This is a genomic window from Patulibacter sp. NPDC049589 (assembly GCF_040675535.1).
GTDB lineage: Bacteria > Actinomycetota > Thermoleophilia > Solirubrobacterales > Solirubrobacteraceae > Patulibacter.
Genome location: NZ_JBFAPC010000121.1, coordinates 1 through 17,547 on the forward strand (window position 1 = coordinate 1; position 17,547 = coordinate 17,547).

Here is a 17,547-nt window from a genome sequence, read left to right on the forward strand (position 1 = left end):
GCCTCCCGTCGCGGGCGACGTGCTGGCGGCGTCCCTCGGGCTGCGCCCGGGGCCGGAGCTCGGGCGCCTCCTGCGCCGGATCGCGATCGCCCACGACGCCGGCCTGATCGGCACGGCCGCCGAGGCGACGGACCTCGCGGCGCGGCTGCACGCGGCCGGCCCGGAGACCGCCGCCGACGCCGGGTAGGGTGGATCCATGGCCCAGGATCCGGACTGCATCTTCTGCAAGATCGTCGCCGGCGAGCTGCCCTCGCTCGTCGTCGCCGAGGACGAGGACACCGTGGCGTTCCTCGACGTCAACCCCGCGACGCCCGGCCACACCGTGGTCATCCCGAAGGACCACCACCGCGACCTGTTGACGATCGACGACGAGACCCTGGCCCGGACGACCGCCGCGGCCCGGCGGGTGGCCGCCACGATCACCGAGCGCCTCGACGTCGTCGGCGTGAATCTCCTGAACAACTGCGGCGCCGGCGCCTGGCAGACGGTCTTCCACTTCCACGTGCACGTCGTCCCGCGCTACGCGGAGGACCCGCTCCGCCTCCCCTGGATCCCGGCCCCGGGCGACCGCGACGAGATCACCGCGACCCACGCGGCGCTGACGGCCTGACGGCCGGGGCCGCCGGCCCCGGGGCACCGCGGGGCCCATGGCGGCCGGCGCGATCCCGGTACCACCCCGCCCCGCGGTCGCCGGATTGCAGCCCCCACGGGTCGCCGGCGATCGGGCATGATCCGGCGCGAGGCCGTCCCCCGGACGGTCCCGTGGCGCCCGCGGCGAACGTCGTGCGACGACCCCGTCGCGCGCGGCCTCCGCGCTCCGCCGCCGGCCGACCGGGCCGCCGGGATGCCCCCGGAGCTCCGCCCAGCCGCAACTTCCAGCCCTCCGGAGGGTTTTCGATCACCATGAGCAGTCGTCGTACCGTCGTCTCCCTCGGCCTCGCGGTCACCGCCCTGGCGGTGGTCCCGGCCGGTGCGTCAGCGGCCAAGATCACCGAGGTCGGCGCCGTGACCGACGGCCGCCCGCCCCGGTGCCCGGACGCCTGCTCGGTCGTGACCCGCACCACCGCGCTGCCGACGAGCGTCGACGGCAACCGCAACGTCTACGTCGTCCCGGCCAACGGCCGTATCGTGGCCTGGAGCATCAACCTCGGCGCGCCGTCGGACACGGACCGCAAGGCCCTCGAGAAGCAGCTCGGCCGGGCGAGCGCCGGCCTCGTGATCCTGCGCCGCGGCAAGAGCGTCTCCTCGTCCGTCGTCGCCGGCTCGTCGATCAAGAAGCTCGACCCGTACTTCGGCAGCGAGGCGACGTTCGCCCTGCCGACGTCGCTCGCCGTCAAGAAGGGCGACGTCATCGGCCTCAGCGTCCCGTCGTGGGCACCGACGCTCGTGCAGGGCTACGGCACGAACACCTCGTGGCGCGCGAGCCGTCCGACGGGCCGCTGCGGCGGCACGACGGACGAGCGCAAGAAGGACTACTACGTCGACACGACGCTCTCGATCGGCAAGACCGGGACGTTCAACTGCCTCTACAAGGCCGAGCGCATGGCCTACACGGCCACGCTCGTGCCGACGCCCGCCGTCACGAGCAAGACCGCGAAGTAGGACGGGAGAGGGGCCGCGGCGTCCCGACGGGCGCCGGCCGGCCCGCGGACGTCCCACGGGAGCCCGCTCGCCGAGGTTCCCGCGGCCCTGTTGCAGCGCTTCCGGCCGTCCTGGCGCCGGGGCCGGAAGGCCCCCGGGCCACCGGCGACGGGTCGTCAGCGGCAGACGCCGGGGTTCGTGTCGCAGAACTCGCCGAACTCGCTCGGCGTCGCCCCGCCGCCGTCGCCCGACCCGGTGCTGGGCGTCGTCGACGTGCTCGTCGACCCGGACCCGGACGTCGAGGTGCCCGCGCCGCCGCCGCTCGGCGTCGCGGTGCCGCCCGTGCCGCCGCTGCCGGCGGCCGCGCCGGAGTCCGTCGACGTCGTGTCGGAGCTGCCGGAGGACGCGTCGGAGTCGGAGTCCGTCGACGTCGTGTCCGAGGAGCTCGACGGGTCGGCGTCGCCGTCGGAGGGGTCCGACGCGGGCGTGGGCCCGGTCGTGCCGGTCGTGGTCGTCGGCAGGTCGCTGACGTTCGACGCCTGGTCGCCCGCGCCGGGCGCGAGGCCCTCGCCGGTGGGCGAGGAGAGCGCGGGGGAGGTCTTCGGCTTGATGTCGGTGGCCAGCTCGCTGCTGCCGCAGGCGGTCAGGCCGGCCGCGCTCGCGCACAGGGCACCCACGAGGAGCAGCCGGCGGAGCGGGGCGATGTCCATGTCGGTCCGGTTCGCGGCCCGGGACCCGGGAATCAGGCCGTGGTCGACTCGACCGGGGACATGCGACGGCCACACGTGGGGCAGTCGTTCAGGTCGTGCTGGGCCATCTGGCCGCAGTGCGGGCAGTGGCGCAGGTTCTCGATCGACCAGGGGAGGTTCGACGCGCTCGGCGCGAGCGGCACGAGCTTGCCGACGACGTCGAGCGTCTCGCCGGTCTCGCGGTCCCGGTAGGTGTGCCCGGGCTGGGCCTCGATGATGACTTCGCGGCCCGTGGAGGGCGCGCGGAACCGGTAGCGCTGACGTGCGGCCATGCGCGAAATCTACCTGCTCTGGAGGGGGCCGGGCGTCAGGCCGCGACGGTGGGCCGCTCGGCGGCCTCGCGGAGGTCGCGCAGACGGCCGATGTGACGGCCGATCCGGTACTGCGACGGGGCGACGCCGTGGTGGCGGCGGAAGGCCTTCGCGAACTGCGCCGGCTGGCGGTAGCCGACCGATCGGGCGGCCTCGCGGACGGACACGGGGCCACGCGCGAGCATCTCGGCGGCCTCCTCCATCCGGATCTCGATCAGCGCGGAGCGGAAGCTCGTGCCGCCGATGTCGTGGAACGCCCGCTGGAGCTGGCGGCACGAGCACGCGACGCGATCGGCGAGCTCGGCGACCGTGAGGTCGGAGGCGTACTCCTCGCGCAGGACGGAGACGGCCTCCTCATACAGGGCCGTACGGATGAAGATCGTGTCGGGACGCCGCATGTCACTGGGGGTACGGCACAGCTCGGTCCAGGGATCACTCGATCGTGCAACTCGTGCATCGACCTGCGTCGACGGGTGGGGTACACTCGACGTGCTTGTGCAGATCTGCACGAGCACACGTGATGATCTGCACACGATCCGGGAGAGTTGGGACATGCTGGTACGAGACGCGATGAGCCCGCTGGTCGTCGAGGTCGGGCCGGGCCACACCCTCCGGCAGGCCGCGCGACTGATGGCGGACCGCAACGTCGGGGCGGCGATCGTCATGGATCCCGACGGCGCGGGGCCGGGCATCTTGACCGAGCGGGACGTCTTGCGGGCGGTCGCGGCGGGGGAGGACCCGGCCGACGTCCGGGTGTCCTCGCACGTGACGACGTCGGTGGTCTACGCCGAGCCCACGTGGTCGCTCGACGACGCGGCGGCGGCGATGGTCGACGGGGGCTTCCGGCACCTCGTGGTGATGCAGGGCCCGGACGTCGTGGGGGTCCTGTCGGTGCGCGACATCGCCCGCTCGTGGGCCGGGGAGCGTGGCCTGCTCGACGCGCGGCGCAACGCCGGCGGAGCCGTCGACCACGGGGTGGTCGGCATCGCGTGAGCTCGCGCCCCTGCTGCGGGGCGCGCACGCAGCGTCGCCCCGGATGCGGGCGCGGGCGCGGCGGCGGCGCGGAATTCCGATGGAGCGGCCGCCTCGAGTGGCCGCGGCGCCGTCTAGGGCCGGCGCGCGTCCTGCCGGGGGCGACGGCCCTCGGCGTCGCGGCGGCTCTTGGCCGCGTCGTCGGACGCCTCGCGGCGCGTGGCGCGCAGGCTCTCCCGCAACTCGTGCGGGTCGGCCGGGGACACCTTGGGGAAGCTGTACGTGTGCTGATCCATGGTCTACCTCCTAGGAACACCGCAGACGGCGTTTGGTTCCGCCGAAGTGCAGGAATTCCGGGTGATCCTCGTCACCGGGGTCTCCGGGGCGGTGATCGGCGACGCGGACGCCGGGCGTCCGGTCCCGGAGGACGGGCCGCTGCGGGCGGACGCGGCGGCTCCGGGGAGCTTCGGCGCCCGGAGCCGGATCCCTGCGCCGGGGCGGCGCTCCCGGAGGAGCGCCGCCGCCCCGTCCCTAGACGGTGGCGACGTCGTCGGCGAGGACGGGGACGTCGCGGAGGTAGCGCTCGGCGTCCAGGGCGGCCTTGCAGCCGGAGCCCGCGGCCGTGATGGCCTGGCGGTAGGACGGGTCCACGAGGTCGCCGGCGGCGAAGACGCCCGGCTTGGACGTCTCGGTCGTGACGCCCTCCACGACGACGTAGCCCTCGTCGTCGGTGGTCAGCTGCCCCTCGACGAGCTCGCTCTGCGGGTCGTGGCCGACGGCGATGAACGCGCCGGTGATCTCCATCGTCTCCGTCTCGCCCGAGACGGTGTTCTTCAGGACGACCGTCGACAGCGGCTTCAGGCCGTCGCCGGGGGCGGCCTCGAAGCGCTCGACCTCGAACGGCGTCTTGAAGTGGATGTTCTCCACCGCGCGCGCCCGCTCGACCATGATCGCCGACGCCCGGAACTCGTCGCGGCGGTGCACGATCGTCACGGAGCGCCCGAACTTCGCGAGGAAGATGGCCTCCTCCATCGCGGAGTCCCCGCCGCCGACGATCAGCGTGTCGTGGTCCTTGAAGAACGCCGCGTCGCACGTGGCGCAGTACGAGACGCCTCGGCCGGAGAGCTCGTCCTCGCCCGGGACGCCGAGCTTGCGGTGCTCGGCACCGGTGGAGACGATCACCGCCCGCGTCCGGTACTCGGTGTCGTCGACCCAGACGGAGTGCAGGCCGCCCGGCTCGTTCGAGAGCTCGACCTTCGTGACCTGCTCGGTCTTCAGGCGCGCACCGAACCGCTCGGCCTGGTCGCGCAGGTCCTGCATCATGTCCGGGCCGAGGATCCCCTTCGGGTAGCCCGGGAAGTTCTCGACGTCGGTCGTCTGCTGGAGCAGGCCGCCCCAGTTCCAGCCCTCGATGACGAGGGGCTGAAGCTCCGCACGCGCGGTGTAGAGCGCGGCGGTGTAGCCGGCGGGGCCGCTGCCGATGATGATGACGTTCTCGGGATCCGGCATCGATTGGTTCCTTCTCGATCGTCGGGCGGGCGCGGTCGCGCACCGCCCTGTTCCTACACTTTACAAAATGAAGTGCCTGGGCGCCAGGGGGTGTCCCGGCGCGGTGGCGACGTCCTCAAAGGTACGTGGCCGCGAGGCGTCCGGTCCCCGGCGGGTCTGCCGGACCGCCCCGCGGGATGGCGGCGGGCGGGCTGGGGCGGCGTCCTCAGGCGGCCCGCGCGCGGCCGGCCCAGCGGGCGATCGCGTCGCCCGCGCTCCGCAGCGGACCCGCGGCCCGCGGGGTCGCCCGGCGGACGCCCTCGGCCAGCGAGCCGCCGGCGACGAGGTCGGTGACGTAGTGCTCGCCGAGGTAGATCAGCGCGAAGCCGAGCGTGGAGGCGTAGGCCCAGCCGATGGCCCCAGCGATCGGGCCCGTGTCGCGCAGGACCTGGGCCGACGCGACGGACGTGCCGAAGTGCAGGGAGGGCATCGCCGCCAGGGGGTTGCCGCCGAGCGCGTCGTAGAGCTGCGGCCAGCGGTCGCCGAAGAGCTCCTCGCCGTACTCGCGCATGAGCCGGCGCAGCGGCCGGCCGTCCGGGCCGAAGTCGATCCGGCCGGCCTCGGCCGCGAACCACGGCGGGGCGGTCGGGACGGCCCAGTAGACGACGGCGCCGAGGTCGAAGGTCGCGTAGATCCGGGCCGCCGCGCGCGGGAACTGCTCCGGGTGCCGGAACATCACGTACAGCGCGGTGGAGTGGGGGACCGCGAACCACACCCAGTGGCTCCAGCAGAGGACCTTCTCCCACCACTGGAACTCGCCGTCCCGGTGCAGGGCCTGCTGCAGGCGCACCGTCGGGATGCGGCCGGCGCCGAGGACGGTGTCGGTGCGGACGGGGTAGTCCACGCGCACGCGCCCGCGCAAGCGCTCCGGATCGTCCGCCGGCATCTCGTACGCGGCGAAGTAGGCCCACATCTGCAGCGTGCAGACGACGGCGTCGCGCGCCCTGGAGCGCGGGGCCAGGAACGTCACCGCCACGGGAGCCGACGCCGCGGTCGCGAGCACCACCGCGGGCTTCAGGCGCAGGCGCCGGCGGGCGAGTGGGGCGGCCACGCCGAGGCCGACCGCGGCCCATGCTGCCGCGCGGATGACTTTCCGTGACGTCACGAGGGCGGGAGCCTAGCGGGGGACCGCGATGCACCGGCGGCCGCCTCCGTGCCGCACGCCCGGCCGGTTGGCCAGCCAGCCAGACGACGCTCGACGGTGTGTCATCCTGGCGCGCATGAGCGCGTTTCAGACGGTGCACGAGTACGAGACGGTCAATCTCCTCCGCGACGGCGCGGCGGCGATCGTCGAGATGAACCGGCCGCAGGTCCTGAACGCGTGGGACGCCCAGGTCGGCGTCGACCTCGTGGCCGCGCTGCGGGCCTGCTCGGACTCGGACGTCCGGGCCGTGCTGGTCACCGGCGCGGGCCGCGGATTCTCGGCCGGCGCGGACCTCGGGTCCGTCACGGGGGAGGGCATGCCCACGCGCCCGTCGGGCCGCCCGGACCTCGAGGCCGTGCTGCACAACCGGTACCACCCGATCATGCGCGAAGTGCGCCGGCTCGCCAAGCCGGTCCTCGCGGGCGTCGACGGCACGGCGGCCGGCATCGGGATGTCCTTCGCGCTCGCGTGCGACCTCGTGACGGTCAGCGAGCGGGCGAAGCTCAACCACGCGTTCACGAAGATCGGCCTCGGCCCCGATGGCGGGGCGTCGATCTTCCTCGTCGCCCGTGTCGGCTGGACGCGCGCGTCGGAGATCATGTTCGAGGGCCGGGCCGTCGGCGCGGAGGAGGCACTGGCCATCGGCCTCGTCAACCGCGTCCGGCCGACCGAGGGCTTCCGCGAGGCGATCGAGGAGCAGGTCCGCGAGCTCGCGGCCGGGCCGACCGCCGCCCACGCGGCGATCAAGCGCGCGCTCAACGCGCAGGTCGTCCGGAACCTCGAGGAGGTGCTCGAGATCGAGGCCCGCGAGCAGGGCCTCCTGGGCGACTCCGAGGACTTCGCCGGAGCCGTCGCAGCGTTCATGAAGAAGGAGCAGCCGACCTACGTCGGCCGCTGACGGCGCGCTCCCGCTCCCGATGCCACGCCCGGAAAGCCCGTTGCCACGGGGGTTCCCGCCCCTCGACCCGAGGGTGGTTCCTTCCCGTGCACTCCGTCACTAGAATCGAGCGCGCTTTGCGACGCTTGAACCGGATCCCTCACCTCACAAGGGCTTCCTGGCGCACTGCGACGTCGGCGATCGCCCTCGCGATCGGCCTGACGCTCGTCACCGCCGGACCAGCCTCAGCCTCGTTCTGGGCGCCGCAACACGGCGGCTCTCCGAACGCGGATCGCATCCACACGCTCTACGCCGTGGTCTTCGGCGTCGGCGTCGTGATCTTCATCGCGGTCTTCGGCGCCCTCGTCTACGCCATGGTCAAGTTCCGCGCTCGGCCGGGTGCCGTCGCCGAGCAGCTCCACGGCAACACGCGACTGGAGATCGGCTGGACGGCCGGCGCCGCCGCGATCGTCCTGGTGCTCGGCATCGTCACGTTCCTGATGCTCCCGGGCATCCGGAACCCCGACAACTCGGACAAGGACGGCTTCGACGTCTCGCAGTACCAGACGGCGAAGGACAAGGATCTCCTGCCGCCCAACGGTCAGTCGCTGAACATCGACGTCAACGGGCAGCAGTACGCCTGGCGCTTCACGTACCCGGACAAGGACGCGGACCGCCAGAACAACGTGCAGTCGTACGAGGAGATGGTCGTCCCCACCGGGACCACCGTCACGCTCGACATCCGCAGCTCCGACGTCGGCCACGCCTGGTGGATCCCGCAGCTCGGCGGCAAGGCCGACGCGCTCCCGGGCTACACGAACCACACGTGGTTCAAGGTGCCGGCCAAGGCCCTGCGCAACGACGACGAGCGCGAGAACGGCCGCGTCTTCAAGGGCAACTGCGCCGAGCTCTGCGGCCGCAACCACGCGAACATGACCGCCCAGGTCCGCGCGGTCACGCCCGCCAAGTTCCAGGAGTGGCTCGACCGGCAGTCCGCCGACCTCGTCGCCGCGCACGAGGCGGCCGTGAAGTTCCGCCAGGAGCAGCAGCAGTCCGACAAGGCGGAGGCCGCGGCCGCCGCCGCGGTCGATTCCGACACCACGAGCGCCGATCCGTCGGCGCCCAGCACCGACAGCGCCGCGCCCGCCGGCGCCGAGCGCTAGCCGTCCGGTAACGAGGAAGACTTCCCATGGCCACCGTCACCGCCACGCCGATCCCTCAGGTCGTCGCCCACTCCGTCGAGAAGCCCGTCAAGGGCTGGGTCGACTGGGTCACCACCACCGATCACAAGAAGATCGGGATCATGTACCTGGTCCTCACCTTCGCCTTCTTCGGCGTCGGTGGGGTCGAGGCCCTCCTCATCCGTCTGCAGCTGGCGGTCCCGGACAACACGCTCCTGGACTTCAAGACGTACAACCAGCTGATCACGATGCACGGGACGACGATGATCTTCCTGTTCGTCGTCCCGGTGATGGCGGGCTTCGGCAACTACTTCGTGCCGCTCATGATCGGCGCGAGGGACATGGCGTTCCCGAAGCTGAACGCCCTCTCGTTCTGGATGCTGGCCGCCGGCGGCCTCGTCTTCTACGCCTCGGTGTTCTTCAACCCGCCGGAGTGCGGCTGGACGTGTTACGTCCCGTTGGCATCGAAGGACTACCTGCCCAACGGCGGCGTGGACGCCTGGATCTTCCTCGTCCACCTGACGGGCATCGGCTCGCTCGTCGGCTCGGTCAACTTCTACGTCACGATCGCCAACCTGCGCGCCCCGGGCATGACCTGGAGCCGCCTGCCGCTGTTCTGCTGGACGATCCTGACGTACTCCGTCCTGCTGATCCTCGCGCTCCCGGCGATCGCCGCGGCCGTGACGCTGCTGCTGACGGACCGCCACTTCGGCACCAACTTCTACGACCCGGCGGAGGGCGGATCCCCGCTCCTCTGGCAGCACCTCTTCTGGTTCTTCGGACACCCAGAGGTCTACATCATGGTGCTGCCGGGCTTCGGCATCATCTCGGAGGTCCTACCGGTGTTCGCCCGGAAGCCGATCTTCGGCTACAAGGCGATCGCGGCCTCGACCCTCACCATCGCCTTCCTGGGCCTGATGGTGTGGGCGCACCACATGTTCACCACGCCGAGCCCGAGCGTCGTGCTCGTGTTCTTCATGGTGAGCTCGATGCTGATCTCGATCCCGACGGGCATCAAGATCTTCAGCTGGATCGGCACGCTGTGGCGGGGGACGATCATCTTCGCGACGCCGCTGCTGTTCGCCGTCGGCTTCCTCGGCACGTTCCTCATCGGCGGCGTGACGGGCGTCATCCTGGCGATCTACCCGGTGGACTGGCAGCTGCACGACACGTACTTCGTGGTCGCGCACTTCCACTACGTCCTGATGGGCGGCGCCGTGTTCGCGGTCTTCTCGGGCCTCTACTACTGGTACCCGAAGATGACCGGCCGGATGATGGACGAGAAGCTCGGCAAGATCAGCTTCTGGACCATGCTCGTCGGGTTCCACACGACGTTCCTCGTGCAGCACTCGATCGGCATGGACGGCATGCCGCGACGGATCCCGGAGTACGCCGACATCGGCAACCTCGCGATCTACAACCTGATCTCGACGATCGGCGCGTTCATCCTGGGCGTCGGCATCCTGATCACCGCGATCAACGCGCTCCGCAGCCTCAAGCACGGCGCCGTCTCGGGTCCCGACCCGTGGAAGGCCAACACGCTCGAGTGGTTCACGTCGTCGCCGCCGCCGCAGAACAACTTCGACTCCGTGCCGCGCGTCCGCTCGGTGGAGCCGATGAAGGACATCCGCGCCGAGATCGAGCGCCGCAACAACGAGACGAAGCCGGTCTCCGCGTGACCCACGCTCCCCACAGCCGCAGCGGAGGGAGGTGACCCGCATGTCCACCACCGTCTCCGCACCGTCGAAGAGGTCCACGACACCGACGCCGGTCGCCTCCACCACGCGCGAGCTCGTGTCGGACCTCGTCGCGCTGACGAAGCCGAAGGTGCAGGTCCTCCTGCTCCTGACGACGATCACCGCGATGTACGCCGCCGGCAGCCCGTCCCCGTGGCTCGTGCTCTGGACCGTCGTCGGGGGCTCGCTCGCCTCCGGCGGCGCCAGCGCCGTCAACCACTGGTACGACCGCGACATCGACCAGCTGATGGAGCGGACGCAGGACCGTCCGATCCCATCCGGTCGGATGGAGCCGCACGTCGCCCTCTGGGTCGGCCTGTGGCTGACGATCGCGTCGTTCTTCCTCCTCGCGCTGGCGGCGAACATCACGGCCGCGCTCCTGGCCCTGGCCGGGTTCGTCTGGTACGTCGGCGTCTACACGATGTGGCTCAAGCGCCGGACGACGAACAACATCGTCATCGGCGGGCTGGCCGGGGCGTTCCCGCCCATGGTCGGCTGGGCCGCGGTCACCGGCGGCTTCGCCGTCGACTCGCTGTATCCCTTCGCCATCGTCTTCGCGTGGACGGCGCCGCACTTCTGGGCGCTCTCGATGCTGATCAAGGACGACTACGCGGCCGCGAGCATCCCGATGCTCCCGGTCGTCAAGGGCGACGCCTACACGTTCAAGGCGATCGTCATCTGGTCCGCGATCACCGTCCTCGTGTCCGTCGTCCCGGTCATCACCGGCGCCTTCGGCACGATCTACCTCGCCATCGCGCTGCTGCTCGGCGCGGAGCTCATGCGCCAGTCGTTCGTGCTGCTGCGCAAGGGCACCCGCGCCGCCGCGCTGTCCCTCCACCTCTACGCGTTGATCTACCTGACGGTGCTGTTCGCCGGCATGGTCCTCGACGCCAAGATCTGACCCCGGAAGAAGCACCCTCACATGGATCGCAACCTCGCCAAGCGCAACCTGCGCGATGCGATGATCGCCGGCATCGTCATCCTCGTGATGTTCCTGCTGACGTTCGTCGCCGCCGTGATCTACGTCTCCTAGGAGCACCATGAGCGAGCTCGAGAAGCCCGTCCCGCCCGCCGGCGACGAGATCCACCTCCCCGGGAACAGCGCGCAGCCGCTGGTCCTCACGGTCGGCGTGACCATCGCGCTGGTCGGCATCACGACCAGCCACTGGATCCTCGCGGTCGGACTCATCATCACCGTGGGCACCCTCGTGGCCTGGGTCCGCGACGCGATCCGCGAGACCAACGCGCTCCCGCTGCACCACGACGACCACTAGATGGGTGATTCCACGGAGATCGTGGATGTGGGGTGCGTTCCGGGCGGTGTCCTGGCGTCGGACGGTGCCGAGAGCCAGACTGGAAGTCTGACGGAGGTGCCGGGTGGCGTCAGGTGCCGTCCGGGACGTGCACCACGCCGCGAGATCGTGGAATCCATCATCTAGTCGCCGGCCCGTCGCGCCGCCGGTCGCCGCCCCGACGCCGGGGTTCGGCCGGCGCCCGGTGCGGCGGGACTGAGCCGGCTTGGCCGGCCCCACGGGCGCGCTCTGGGCGCCCGCCGGCCCTCAGGCCGCCGACGGCCCCGCGCTGCGGACCCGCCGCGCGCGGCGACCGCGGCGCGCGAGCGTCAGCAACTCCTCCAGCGAGGACCCCAGGCCCGCGGCGACGACGTCGATGTCGGCGAGCTTGTCGAGGTCCCCGAGGAGCCCGAACTCCACGATCCCGGTGTAGGACATCACCGCGATCGCGAGCGCCCGGTCGCCCGAGAGGAACGGGATCGGCACGGCCGTCTCCAGCCGCCGGCCGAGCAGGAACATGTCGTCCTGCGGCCCCGGCACGTTGCCGACGAGCAGGTTGAACCGCCGCTCGTCCATCTGCAGCCGCGAGACCTGCGCGAGGACGCTCGGCTGCGCGAACTCCTCGGCGTCCGGGGTGGTCAGGCGGTCCGCCGTCAGCACCCGGTGGGTGGCGATGGTCTCGGACATCGCGCGCCGGATCCGCTCGAGGCGGACCAGCGGATCGGGCTCGCCGATCGGCAGCGGCGCGACGAGCAGCGTGATCGGCCGGGACTCCCGGCGGCGCGCCTGCACCGCCACCGGGACCGCGGCGCGCAGCTCGACGCCGACCGTCTGGAGCCCGCGCTCGGTCATCCAGTGGCGGATGCCGCCGGCGACCATCGCGAGCACCACGTCGTTGACCGTGCCGCCGAAGGTGTCCTTGACGCGCTTGAGGTCGGAGACCGGCACGGTCGCGCGCGACAGGCGGCGGTGGGGGCCGATCGGCACGTTCAGCGGGGAGGGCGGCGCGGGGTTCAGCCGCAGCGACAGCCGGCCCCCGAGCCCGGCGGCGCCGGCGGCGGCCGAGGCCAGGGCCTCCGCGGGGCGGGAGACGGCGCCGGCGAGCCGCAGCGGGCGGGACGCGACGGTGCGTCCCGCGTCGCGAACGGCGGAAGCGACGAGCTGGGCCGAGGTCGGCAGCGGCGGGGCCAGCCAGCGGCCGGGTCGGGTGCTGCGGGCGACCGGCGCGGGCTCCCGCTCGGGGTCCAGCAGCGCCGTCAGGAGGTCGACGGAGACGACGCCGTCGACCAGCGCCTGGTGCGACTTCGAGACGACCGCGAAGCGGCCGTCCTCCAGCCCCTCCACGACCCAGAGCTCCCACAGCGGCCGGCGGCGGTCCAGCCGCTGCGAGTAGAGACGGGCGACGGCGGTCCGGAGCTCGCGCTCGTCCCCGGGGCTGGGCAGCGCCGCGTGGCGGACGTGGAACTCGATGTTGAAGTTCGGGTCGACGGCCCAGTGGGGGCGGCCGATGCCCAGCGGTGGCCGCACGAGCGTCGTCCGGTAGCGCGGGACCCGCTCCAGGCGGTGGAGGACGTGCGCGCGGAGCTCGCCGATCGACGGCGGGGGTCCCTGGAAGAGGGAGACGGCGCCGACGTGCATGTGCGCCGACGCGGCGCGTTCCTCGCGCAGCAGCGAGACGTCGGCGGCGGTCAGCTCGGTGAGGTGTGTCGGCGGCATCGGTGGGAGACGCGGGGTGAGCCGGGCGTGGCGCCGACTGTACCCCACGTCTGAGCGGCTCCGGCCCCGTCGGACCCCGAGCGCGGCGCCCTCCCGCTCGACCCCGGGCCGGCGGCGGTGGGCGGCGGCGCGGCCCCTAGACTCGCCGGATGGCTCCCCGAACCTCCCCCTCGTCGTGCGGCTGCTCCTGATCGGCGGCGGCGAGCGCGGGCTCGCCCTGACGCGGCTGCTGGCGGCCGACGGCCACGCCGTCCGCGTGGTGACCCGCGACCCCGGTCGGCACGCGGCGATCGCTGCGGCCGGCGGCGAGGCCTTCGACGGCGACCCCGACCGGATCGGCACGCTGCGCTACGCGCTCGACAACGTGACGGTGCTGGTGTGGGCGCTGGGCACCGCCACCGGCGAGCCCCTCCGGGTCCACGCGCTGCACGGGACGCGCCTGGAGATGCTGCTGGAACGGACGATCGACACGACCGTGCGCGGCGTCCTCTACGAGTGCAACGGGACGCTGCCGGTCGAGCTCCTGAGCCAGGGCGCCCGGACGGTCGAGAAGATGTGCCGCCACAACGAGATCCCGTGGGGCCTGCTGCACCACGAGACCGACGACGTCGACGGCTGGGCGGCGTCCGCGGCCGACGCGATCGACCGGATCCTCGCCCGCGACCGCGGCTGAGGCCGGCGCGCGCCCTGGCGACGGGCCCACGACGGGATCCGGCGGCCGCGGCGTTCCAGGGCCGGCGCGGAGCGTCGGCCCGTGGGCTCAGCGGACGGCACCCTGCCCGGCGGCGCCGACGAGGTCCGGCGGGAGCCGCTCGAGCAGCTCGGTCAGCATGCGCCCGGTGGCGCCCCACACGACGTGGTCGCCGACCACGTAGGCGTCCGTCGTGAAGGGGACGCCGCGGCGGACCAGCCGGCGGCGCTCGTAGCCGTCGCGCAGCGCGCCGAGCTCGAGCTCGAGGACGACGTCGACCTCGCGCGGCGAGAGCTGCCACTCGCCGGGATGGTCGACCCAGCCGACGACGGGGTAGACGGCGAAGCCCGTGACGAACGTGCCCACGGGGGAGAGGGCGCCGAGCACCTCGACGTTGCCCTGGGGGAGCCCGACCTCCTCCTCGGCCTCGCGCAGCGCGGTCGCCGTGGGGGTGGGGTCCCCGGGGTCGGAGCGGCCGCCCGGGAACGAGATCTCGCCGGCGTGGCGCCGCATGTCGCTGCGGCGCCGCGTCAGCACGACGTGGAGGCGCCCGTCGAGTTCGACGAGCGGGACGAGGACGGCCGCCCGCGTGGACCCGTGGGCGGCGAGCTCGGCCGCCTGCTCCGTCGGGAGCAGCGCGGCGCGGATGCGCTCCCGCGCGTCAGGCGACGTGGGCCACCCGCTCGACGCGCTCGTCGAACATGACCTCGCCGTCGAGCACGCGGTGCACCGGGCACTTGGTCGCGATGACGCGCAGCCGGTCGAGCTGGTCGTCCTCGATCGTGCCGTCGACGCGCATGATCAGCTCGAAGCGCGTGGGACAGCCGCGCTCGGGGGCGGGCTTGTAGTTGCACTCCACCTCGATGTCGCCGATGTCCCAGCCCTTGCGGTCGGCGTACATCTGCAGGGTGATCGCCGTGCACGAGGCCAGGCTGGCGGCCATGAGCTCCTGCGGGGTCGGGCCGGAGTCCTCACCACCCATCTCCACCGGCTCGTCGACGGTGGTGGTGTGGTGCCGCATCCGCACGGTGTGGCGGAGATGATCGTCGCGGTTCGCGCGAGCGTTGACCTGCATCGTTGTTCCCTCATGAGTCCGGGATCGAGGCCGAGGTTCCAGTATGCCACCGCGGAGCGCCGGTCCGGACGCGCGGACGAACGCCTATACTCGCCCGGCAGGGACGGGGCGTGGCGCAGCCTGGTAGCGCACCGACTTTGGGTGTCGGGGGTCCCCGGTTCGAATCCGGGCGCCCCGATCGCGAGATGGACTGCGGAGGGACGGGACGGGCAGGGCCCGACACCCGACTCCGTGCCCGGCGGCCCCCGACGAGCGCAGGATCCGGATCGCCAGCGCGGTTCGGTCACCCGAAGCGACGTGTCAAGATGTCGGTGTGTCGGTCGACGTGCAGCAGCCACCCGCGGAGGCCCCGGCGCCGGCGACCCGCACCGACGTGCTGAAGGCGTCGCCGCCGATGTTCCGCACGCCGACGGTGGACCGCGTCACGCGCGTGCACCCGGTCGTGCCGGTCCTCGTCTTCGTCCCGGCGATCGTGCTGGTTGCGCTCGCCGCGGAGTCCCGTGTCGGTGTCCCGTCGCTCGTCGGCCTCGCGTTCGCCGGCTGGCTCTTCTGGGGCCTCGTGGAGTACTGGACGCACCGGGTCGTCTTCCACATCGAGCCCGAGCAGGGCTTCGGCGCCCGCCTGCACTGGATGGTCCACGGGGTCCACCACGACCATCCCAACGACCCCCTGCGGCTGGTCATGCCGCCGGCGGTCTCGGTGCCGGGATCCGCGGCGTTCGTCCTCGTCTTCGTCCTGCTCTTCGGGACGGGTTCGGGCCTCGCGGTCGGCGTCGGCTTCCTCATCGGGTACCTCGCGTACGACATGACCCACCACGCGCTGCACCATCACACGCCGCGCACCGCGTTCGGCCGGCGGCTGCGCGAGAAGCACATGCGCCACCACTTCCAAGACGACACCCGGGGCTTCGGCATCAGCGCGCCCTGGTGGGACCTGGTCTTCCGCACGGCGCCCGAGCGTCCCGACTCGCGCTCCCGGTAGCCTGGTCGCGTCCGGACCGGACGCCTGCCCCCATAGCTCAGCTGGATAGAGCAGCGGCCTTCTAATCCGCAGGTCCTTGGTTCGAATCCAAGTGGGGGCGCCTCTGCAGACCGCGGCCCGTCGCGCCGCGCCGCGGGCGGGACGCGTACGGCGGGCACATCCCGGGCGCGTTGCGGGTAGGTTCGCGCGATGCACGTCCGTCGCCGCCCGTTCGTCGTCCCGCTGCTCGTCGTCGCCTCGATCGCCGTGGCCGGCTGCGGCGGCGGGGGAGACAGCAAGGCCGACAAGGAGCAGCAGGAGATCCGCAACCTCCCGGCCGTCAAGCAGAACCAGGTGCTGAACGCCCCCGACGTCGCGGGCGCGAACGAGCTCTGCTCGAAGTACCAGAAGAAGAAGCCGAAGCTCGTGACCTCCCTGAAGTTCCGGGTCAAGGGCAGCCCGTCGGTGCCCTGCATCGTCCAGTGACGGCACCCGCGCACCCAGAGCGGGGCGGCCCAGCGGACGGCGGGGCGGGCAACGCGATATCTTGACCAGCGCGCGGCGGACGTAGCTCAGTCGGTAGAGCTCCTGGTTGTGGTCCAGGCGGTCGCGGGTTCGAGCCCCGTCGTTCGCCCCTCGCGCACACGGCGTCGCTGCCTCGCAGCGGCGCCGTCGCTCGTTCCGGGGCCGGACGGGCAGGACGTTGCATCGCGCAGGCATTTCGGCGCGCACCGCAACTCCGTCGCCCGGGTGCGGTTGGTGGAGGTGTAACGCACCCCCAGCACGAGGAGACACCCCCATGTCCCGCATCCGCAACGCCTTCACCGGCCGCGTCCTGACCGTCGCCGCCGCCGCGACCGTGTCCGTCGCCATCGCCGCCCCGCTCGCCGTCGGCGCCAGCGACGGCAAGTCGGTCGTCGGCGGTCACCGCAACGGCACGTTCTCGTCCGAGACCAAGGTCATCGCCAGCAGCTCGGGCTTCGGCACCCGCCAGTCCAACCTGGGCGCAGGCGGCGGCGCCATCTACGGCTGCCGCGCGGCCAACGCCGGCAAGGGCTGCATCGAGGCCTCGAACCTCAGCAGCGGCCAGGCGTTCAACTTCCGCTTCCGCGGCACCGTCGGCGGCACGATCACGACGACGCTCTCCGACAAGAGCAAGGCCGCCCCGTTCACGACGAACGCCACGGGCGTCGCCACCGGGCTGAACGCCGACAAGGTCGACGGCGCGGACGCGTCGCAGATCGTCGACGCCGCGGTCGCCGCCGCGAAGGCCGGCACGAAGAAGACGGTCATCGGCGCCGACGGCGCGCTCGCCAACGCGACCGGCTTCACGACGGGCGCCCGCGAGTCGGCGGGCCGCTACCTCGTGACCGCCGACGCCGACATCTCGAAGTGCGTCCCGCAGGCCACGGTCTACGGCACGGACGCGACGCCGGGCTCCACCGCCACCGTCGAGAACGTCGGCACCACCCAGATCCGCGTCCGCGTGCAGAGCGCCGGCGACTCCAACACCGACCCGGCACCCGTCGACCGCCAGGTCGCGCTGACGGCCACCTGCTGATCAGGACCGGCACCCGGCCGCGCGGCAGCGCGGCATCGAGCAGGACCACGCGGCGCCCTCACGGGCGCCGCGGCCGTTCCCGGGCCTCGGCGACCGGCCACCGGGCGGGCCGCCCCGACCGGGCGACGCGGCGCGCGGACCGTTCAGCGACC

Annotated in this window: 21 protein-coding genes, 3 tRNA genes and 1 pseudogene; 16 read left to right on the plus strand and 9 right to left on the minus strand. The window is 72.6% G+C overall.

What is annotated here, in order from left to right:
- The 3 genes and pseudogenes from AB0L40_RS19580 to AB0L40_RS19590 all read left to right on the plus strand — a co-directional run.
- A pseudogene (locus tag AB0L40_RS19580) lies at positions 1 to 187 on the plus strand (CCA tRNA nucleotidyltransferase); the annotation flags it as partial.
- 9 nt (positions 188 to 196) lie between these two features.
- Positions 197 to 610, plus strand: coding sequence for an HIT domain-containing protein (locus tag AB0L40_RS19585; RefSeq protein ID WP_364358382.1), 414 nt, complete (start codon positions 197 to 199; stop codon positions 608 to 610).
- 293 nt (positions 611 to 903) lie between these two features.
- Positions 904 to 1,602, plus strand: a complete 699-nt coding sequence (locus AB0L40_RS19590) for a hypothetical protein (protein WP_364358385.1) — start codon at positions 904 to 906, stop codon at positions 1,600 to 1,602.
- A 155-nt stretch (positions 1,603 to 1,757) separates the two neighbouring features.
- Here AB0L40_RS19590 and AB0L40_RS19595 read toward each other — a convergent pair whose 3' ends face one another.
- Genes AB0L40_RS19595 through AB0L40_RS19605 form a run of 3 tightly spaced genes read right to left on the minus strand, consistent with a single transcriptional unit; the run spans position 1,758 to position 3,039 of the window.
- Positions 1,758 to 2,291: a hypothetical protein gene (locus AB0L40_RS19595; protein ID WP_364358388.1), complete on the minus strand. Its 534-nt coding sequence runs from the start codon at positions 2,289 to 2,291 to the stop codon at positions 1,758 to 1,760.
- A gap of 32 nt (positions 2,292 to 2,323) precedes the next feature.
- Complete coding sequence (locus AB0L40_RS19600) at positions 2,324 to 2,602, minus strand: hypothetical protein (RefSeq protein WP_364358391.1); 279 nt, start codon at positions 2,600 to 2,602, stop codon at positions 2,324 to 2,326.
- A 35-nt stretch (positions 2,603 to 2,637) separates the two neighbouring features.
- Entirely contained in the window at positions 2,638 to 3,039 is a 402-nt protein-coding gene (locus AB0L40_RS19605; protein WP_364358394.1) for a helix-turn-helix transcriptional regulator, read from the minus strand.
- 154 nt (positions 3,040 to 3,193) lie between these two features.
- Here AB0L40_RS19605 and AB0L40_RS19610 point away from each other — a divergent pair, with 154 nt between their 5' ends.
- A complete protein-coding gene (locus AB0L40_RS19610) occupies positions 3,194 to 3,634 on the plus strand; it encodes a CBS domain-containing protein (protein ID WP_364358397.1) in 441 nt (146 codons plus the stop codon).
- Between the two features lie 113 nt (positions 3,635 to 3,747).
- On the opposite strand, the gene AB0L40_RS19615 is transcribed toward AB0L40_RS19610, so the two are convergent.
- The 3 genes from AB0L40_RS19615 to AB0L40_RS19625 all read right to left on the minus strand — a co-directional run bounded on the left by AB0L40_RS19615 (position 3,748) and on the right by AB0L40_RS19625 (position 6,266).
- On the minus strand, positions 3,748 to 3,909 hold the full coding sequence (locus AB0L40_RS19615; protein WP_364358400.1) for a hypothetical protein: 162 nt from the start codon (positions 3,907 to 3,909) through the stop codon (positions 3,748 to 3,750).
- A 235-nt stretch (positions 3,910 to 4,144) separates the two neighbouring features.
- The gene (gene trxB, locus AB0L40_RS19620) at positions 4,145 to 5,122 is read right to left on the minus strand and encodes a thioredoxin-disulfide reductase (protein WP_364358403.1); all 978 of its coding nucleotides are present in this window, start codon (positions 5,120 to 5,122) and stop codon (positions 4,145 to 4,147) included.
- A 205-nt stretch (positions 5,123 to 5,327) separates the two neighbouring features.
- Entirely contained in the window at positions 5,328 to 6,266 is a 939-nt protein-coding gene (locus AB0L40_RS19625; RefSeq protein ID WP_364358406.1) for a phosphatase PAP2 family protein, read from the minus strand.
- 115 nt (positions 6,267 to 6,381) lie between these two features.
- On the opposite strand from AB0L40_RS19625, the gene AB0L40_RS19630 reads away from it, so the two are divergent.
- From AB0L40_RS19630 to AB0L40_RS19650, 5 genes are all read left to right on the plus strand, one after another.
- Positions 6,382 to 7,203, plus strand: coding sequence for an enoyl-CoA hydratase-related protein (locus tag AB0L40_RS19630; RefSeq protein WP_364358409.1), 822 nt, complete (start codon positions 6,382 to 6,384; stop codon positions 7,201 to 7,203).
- Between the two features lie 116 nt (positions 7,204 to 7,319).
- Complete coding sequence (coxB, locus tag AB0L40_RS19635) at positions 7,320 to 8,345, plus strand: cytochrome c oxidase subunit II (protein WP_364358412.1); 1,026 nt, start codon at positions 7,320 to 7,322, stop codon at positions 8,343 to 8,345.
- 26 nt (positions 8,346 to 8,371) lie between these two features.
- The gene (gene ctaD, locus AB0L40_RS19640) at positions 8,372 to 10,042 is read left to right on the plus strand and encodes a cytochrome c oxidase subunit I (protein WP_364358415.1); all 1,671 of its coding nucleotides are present in this window, start codon (positions 8,372 to 8,374) and stop codon (positions 10,040 to 10,042) included.
- Between the two features lie 40 nt (positions 10,043 to 10,082).
- The gene (locus AB0L40_RS19645) at positions 10,083 to 11,000 is read left to right on the plus strand and encodes a heme o synthase (protein WP_364358418.1); all 918 of its coding nucleotides are present in this window, start codon (positions 10,083 to 10,085) and stop codon (positions 10,998 to 11,000) included.
- Positions 11,001 to 11,139: 139 nt separating this feature from the next.
- A complete protein-coding gene (locus tag AB0L40_RS19650; RefSeq protein WP_364358421.1) occupies positions 11,140 to 11,373 on the plus strand; it encodes a cytochrome c oxidase subunit 4 in 234 nt (77 codons plus the stop codon).
- Positions 11,374 to 11,658: 285 nt separating this feature from the next.
- Here the strand turns inward: AB0L40_RS19650 and AB0L40_RS19655 are convergent, their stop codons facing one another.
- On the minus strand, positions 11,659 to 13,107 hold the full coding sequence (locus tag AB0L40_RS19655; protein WP_364358424.1) for a wax ester/triacylglycerol synthase family O-acyltransferase: 1,449 nt from the start codon (positions 13,105 to 13,107) through the stop codon (positions 11,659 to 11,661).
- Between the two features lie 175 nt (positions 13,108 to 13,282).
- Here AB0L40_RS19655 and AB0L40_RS19660 point away from each other — a divergent pair, with 175 nt between their 5' ends.
- Positions 13,283 to 13,780 (plus strand): NAD(P)H-binding protein, encoded by a 498-nt coding sequence (locus AB0L40_RS19660; RefSeq protein ID WP_364358427.1) that lies wholly within the window; start codon positions 13,283 to 13,285, stop codon positions 13,778 to 13,780.
- Between the two features lie 87 nt (positions 13,781 to 13,867).
- Here AB0L40_RS19660 and AB0L40_RS19665 read toward each other — a convergent pair whose 3' ends face one another.
- Together AB0L40_RS19665 and AB0L40_RS19670 are read right to left on the minus strand one after the other, a co-directional pair.
- A complete protein-coding gene (locus AB0L40_RS19665; protein WP_364358441.1) occupies positions 13,868 to 14,446 on the minus strand; it encodes a CoA pyrophosphatase in 579 nt (192 codons plus the stop codon).
- Positions 14,447 to 14,459: 13 nt separating this feature from the next.
- Positions 14,460 to 14,873 carry an OsmC family protein gene (locus AB0L40_RS19670; protein WP_364358430.1) on the minus strand — a complete coding sequence of 138 codons (414 nt, stop codon included), beginning with the start codon at positions 14,871 to 14,873 and terminating at the stop codon, positions 14,460 to 14,462.
- Between the two features lie 104 nt (positions 14,874 to 14,977).
- Between AB0L40_RS19670 and AB0L40_RS19675 the strand changes: the two genes are divergently transcribed.
- The 6 genes from AB0L40_RS19675 (at position 14,978) to AB0L40_RS19700 (ending at position 17,395) form a co-directional block, all read left to right on the plus strand.
- Positions 14,978 to 15,051, plus strand: a tRNA-Pro gene (locus tag AB0L40_RS19675).
- Between the two features lie 135 nt (positions 15,052 to 15,186).
- The gene (locus AB0L40_RS19680) at positions 15,187 to 15,855 is read left to right on the plus strand and encodes a sterol desaturase family protein (RefSeq protein ID WP_364358433.1); all 669 of its coding nucleotides are present in this window, start codon (positions 15,187 to 15,189) and stop codon (positions 15,853 to 15,855) included.
- Between the two features lie 26 nt (positions 15,856 to 15,881).
- Positions 15,882 to 15,955, plus strand: a tRNA-Arg gene (locus tag AB0L40_RS19685).
- An 89-nt stretch (positions 15,956 to 16,044) separates the two neighbouring features.
- The gene (locus tag AB0L40_RS19690; protein WP_364358435.1) at positions 16,045 to 16,320 is read left to right on the plus strand and encodes a hypothetical protein; all 276 of its coding nucleotides are present in this window, start codon (positions 16,045 to 16,047) and stop codon (positions 16,318 to 16,320) included.
- A gap of 75 nt (positions 16,321 to 16,395) precedes the next feature.
- Positions 16,396 to 16,468, plus strand: a tRNA-His gene (locus AB0L40_RS19695).
- Positions 16,469 to 16,633: 165 nt separating this feature from the next.
- Positions 16,634 to 17,395, plus strand: a complete 762-nt coding sequence (locus tag AB0L40_RS19700) for a hypothetical protein (protein ID WP_364358438.1) — start codon at positions 16,634 to 16,636, stop codon at positions 17,393 to 17,395.
- Positions 17,396 to 17,547 lie beyond the last annotated feature (152 nt).

Bases quoted from the DNA above. Each gene is read 5' to 3' on its own strand.
- AB0L40_RS19585 (WP_364358382.1), top strand. From the start codon at position 197: ATGGCCCAGGATCCGGACTGCATCTTCTGCAAGATCGTCGCCGGCGAG.
- AB0L40_RS19590 (WP_364358385.1), top strand. From the start codon at position 904: ATGAGCAGTCGTCGTACCGTCGTCTCCCTCGGCCTCGCGGTCACCGCC.
- AB0L40_RS19595 (WP_364358388.1), bottom strand. From the start codon at position 2,291: ATGGACATCGCCCCGCTCCGCCGGCTGCTCCTCGTGGGTGCCCTGTGC.
- AB0L40_RS19600 (WP_364358391.1), bottom strand. From the start codon at position 2,602: ATGGCCGCACGTCAGCGCTACCGGTTCCGCGCGCCCTCCACGGGCCGC.
- AB0L40_RS19605 (WP_364358394.1), bottom strand. From the start codon at position 3,039: ATGCGGCGTCCCGACACGATCTTCATCCGTACGGCCCTGTATGAGGAG.
- AB0L40_RS19610 (WP_364358397.1), top strand. From the start codon at position 3,194: ATGCTGGTACGAGACGCGATGAGCCCGCTGGTCGTCGAGGTCGGGCCG.
- AB0L40_RS19615 (WP_364358400.1), bottom strand. From the start codon at position 3,909: ATGGATCAGCACACGTACAGCTTCCCCAAGGTGTCCCCGGCCGACCCG.
- trxB (WP_364358403.1), bottom strand. From the start codon at position 5,122: ATGCCGGATCCCGAGAACGTCATCATCATCGGCAGCGGCCCCGCCGGC.
- AB0L40_RS19630 (WP_364358409.1), top strand. From the start codon at position 6,382: ATGAGCGCGTTTCAGACGGTGCACGAGTACGAGACGGTCAATCTCCTC.
- ctaD (WP_364358415.1), top strand. From the start codon at position 8,372: ATGGCCACCGTCACCGCCACGCCGATCCCTCAGGTCGTCGCCCACTCC.
- AB0L40_RS19645 (WP_364358418.1), top strand. From the start codon at position 10,083: ATGTCCACCACCGTCTCCGCACCGTCGAAGAGGTCCACGACACCGACG.
- AB0L40_RS19650 (WP_364358421.1), top strand. From the start codon at position 11,140: ATGAGCGAGCTCGAGAAGCCCGTCCCGCCCGCCGGCGACGAGATCCAC.
- AB0L40_RS19655 (WP_364358424.1), bottom strand. From the start codon at position 13,107: ATGCCGCCGACACACCTCACCGAGCTGACCGCCGCCGACGTCTCGCTG.
- AB0L40_RS19670 (WP_364358430.1), bottom strand. From the start codon at position 14,873: ATGCAGGTCAACGCTCGCGCGAACCGCGACGATCATCTCCGCCACACC.
- AB0L40_RS19690 (WP_364358435.1), top strand. From the start codon at position 16,045: ATGCACGTCCGTCGCCGCCCGTTCGTCGTCCCGCTGCTCGTCGTCGCC.
- AB0L40_RS19700 (WP_364358438.1), top strand. From the start codon at position 16,634: ATGTCCCGCATCCGCAACGCCTTCACCGGCCGCGTCCTGACCGTCGCC.